Below are 2528 nucleotides of genomic sequence, written 5' to 3' on the forward strand. Positions count from 1 at the left end.
AGTAAAGAAAGAAACTCCTGCAGCGAAGCCAAAAACTGCAACAAACCCGAAGACTAAAGCAAAGTCCAAACCTGCAGTAAAAGCTACCCCCGCTGCAAAACCTGCAATTGCTGCAGGAGAGAAGACAGTAGAGATTCCTGCAACAACATCTCCGGCAAAACCTGCGACTAAAAAACCTGCAGTGAAAAAAGCAACCAAGAAAAAAAAGAAATAGCAAAACGTTACAGCCCGTCGAGAAACATACGACGGGCTGTAACGTTTTGTATTTTGAAAGATTAAATTGCTATTTATGACAAACAATATTTAAATCCAATAGTAATTTTAAAACAACAAAAAAACATTCTCTCATACACATTCAAAAACGTTAATTTCAAATATAAAAATAAACATCATCAATTCTGATTGGATAAATCTATATAACACAGGGAAAACTCACATTATTTATCCTGCCGTAAAACATTATTTGTCGCTAAGAGCCATGGTTTCTTTAAGTGATAAAACAATGTTAAACATGATACCTTTAATTATGAATTTGCCTTGATTAAAATCACAATGTGCATGTAGAAATTAGAATAAAAAGATTATAACTAGTTAGTTATAATGCGGTTTCTTTTAAATAATTATTAAACGATGTTAAAATATAGTAGAGACATTATTTTAAAGAGGAGGTTAAAAAATGAAAGTTGTATTGGTAAATGGTAGTCCACATGAAAAGGGTTGTACATTTACGGCGCTTTCTGAGGTTGCTGGTGCGTTGCATAAGAATAGAATTGAAACTGAAATTTTTTGGATAGGAACAAATCCCGTTCGTGGCTGTGTTGCTTGCGGAACTTGTCGTAAAAATGGTGGACGTTGTGTTTACGATGATGACCCATGTAATCATATGATCGATATATTCACATCAGCAGATGGAATCGTCATTGGCTCACCTGTATATTATGCAGGACCAAACGGTGTTTTATGTGCTCTTCTAGACAGAGTGTTCTTTGCAGGTTCTAGCGGATATAAATATAAACCAGCTGCTGCTATAGCAAGTTGTAGGCGTGCTGGTGCAATCTCTTCTTTTGATCGTTTAAATAAATATTTCACAATAAACAATATGCCTATTGTATCTTCTCAGTACTGGAATGATATACATGGTACGAATCCTGAAGAAGCGAAGAGGGACCTTGAGGGTATGCAAATAATGCGAACTTTAGGCGATAATATGGCGTGGTTACTTAAGAATCTGGCAGGAGAAAAAACCGCAATTCCTATTTCGTATGAAGAGAAGATAAGGACGAATTTTATTCGATAGTTAAAATATGGTTTCTGTTATATTTGCATTGAGAAATCGTAACTAAAAAGCGTTAATTGTTTATATTCAAACAAACTTTACCCGCCACATTGACGTGGGTAAGTTTTGTGTAATTATTGTTATATATACCAAAATGTGAAAAAACGAACTATTAAACTGGAGTGCATACTTAATGAACGAATGGGTAATACAGGTTAAGGATTTTCATGAAACTTACGGACTTCCTGTAAAGAAACAGGGAGAATTAGGACGAATGGATTTTGAAGAGATGAAGGCCCTTATGGAGCTTCGTAGCAGACTTATCAAGGAAGAAGCTAATGAGACTGTCAAAGCGATGGCTGATTATGTCAAATTAACAGAAGAGAATAAGCTTGATGAAAGAAAAGACGCCCACAAGGAAATTCTAGATGGAATAGGAGATACTATCGTTGTCAGTGTAGGGGCTGCTCTTGCTCTTGGCATAGATATAGAAGAGGTAATGAAACGCATATATGCTAGTAATATGAGTAAACTTGGTGAGGATGGCAAGCCTATTTACCGCGAGGATGGCAAAGTATTAAAGGGCCCGAACTTTTTTAATCCGAATCTTGTTGATCTTATCTAAAGTTTACAGCAATAGACTAAGTTTGATAGTAAATTGAAGAACAATTAAAACAGTTTGAAAATATAGCAACTCTCTATTTTAAAAAACTCAACATAGGGATTGATTTGTGGGAGTTGCTTACTTATAGACGCTGAAACAATTGACTGGACAGCATTGCGACAGCATTACTGTTCAGCTTTTGCAAGCAAAGGGATACATAGACAATACGAAGAATATTATTTCCAGATTTCATCGTCTTTAACGCTTTTTAAGGCGTGTATTATGTTGCTTTTTAGATCTGGAGCTTGTTTTTCAAGTTGTGCGATGAGCTCTTTTGTTGATTTACGTTTCGATTTATCTTCGTAGAGACAGCACGTTTTATATATCGGAAGCGCAAGGCGTTTTGCTTCACTGTCTATACTATTCTCTTCAACATGAATAAGAGGTCGTATTACTCGTACCTTTGTCCTGGTCATGTATAGATTGGGATGAAAACATTTGAACCTTCCCGAATAAAATAGATTAAGTAGCACCGTCTCTGCTGCATCATCTTTATTGTGTCCGAGGACTACAACATTGCAATCCATTTCGTTAGCCTTATCTGCTAAAATACCACGTCTAAGATTAGCGCATAGTCCGCAAGGAAAG

4 protein-coding genes are annotated in these 2528 nt (G+C 36.0%); 3 read left to right on the top strand and 1 reads right to left on the bottom strand.

Annotated elements, in window-relative coordinates; translation table 11 throughout:
• The 3 genes from GXZ13_00115 to GXZ13_00125 form a co-directional block, all read left to right on the top strand.
• The coding region (locus tag GXZ13_00115) for a transcriptional regulator (GenBank protein NLX74252.1) at positions 1 to 214 on the top strand (214 nt) is incomplete at its 5' end.
• Between the two features lie 462 nt (positions 215 to 676).
• The gene (locus GXZ13_00120) at positions 677 to 1297 is read left to right on the top strand and encodes a flavodoxin family protein (GenBank protein NLX74253.1); all 621 of its coding nucleotides are present in this window, start codon (positions 677 to 679) and stop codon (positions 1295 to 1297) included.
• A gap of 172 nt (positions 1298 to 1469) precedes the next feature.
• Positions 1470 to 1901 carry a nucleoside triphosphate pyrophosphohydrolase family protein gene (locus GXZ13_00125; protein NLX74254.1) on the top strand — a complete coding sequence of 144 codons (432 nt, stop codon included), beginning with the start codon at positions 1470 to 1472 and terminating at the stop codon, positions 1899 to 1901.
• Positions 1902 to 2116: 215 nt separating this feature from the next.
• Here GXZ13_00125 and GXZ13_00130 read toward each other — a convergent pair.
• A partial coding sequence (locus GXZ13_00130) for a tRNA 2-thiocytidine(32) synthetase TtcA (GenBank protein NLX74255.1) occupies positions 2117 to 2528 on the bottom strand: 412 nt, incomplete at its 5' end.

The organism is Synergistaceae bacterium, from assembly GCA_012728235.1.
Lineage (GTDB): Bacteria > Synergistota > Synergistia > Synergistales > Synergistaceae > JAAYFL01.

Excerpts from the sequence above, each read along its gene's own strand:
- GXZ13_00120 (NLX74253.1), top strand. The coding sequence starts at position 677 with ATGAAAGTTGTATTGGTAAATGGTAGTCCACATGAAAAGGGTTGTACA.
- GXZ13_00125 (NLX74254.1), top strand. The coding sequence starts at position 1,470 with ATGAACGAATGGGTAATACAGGTTAAGGATTTTCATGAAACTTACGGA.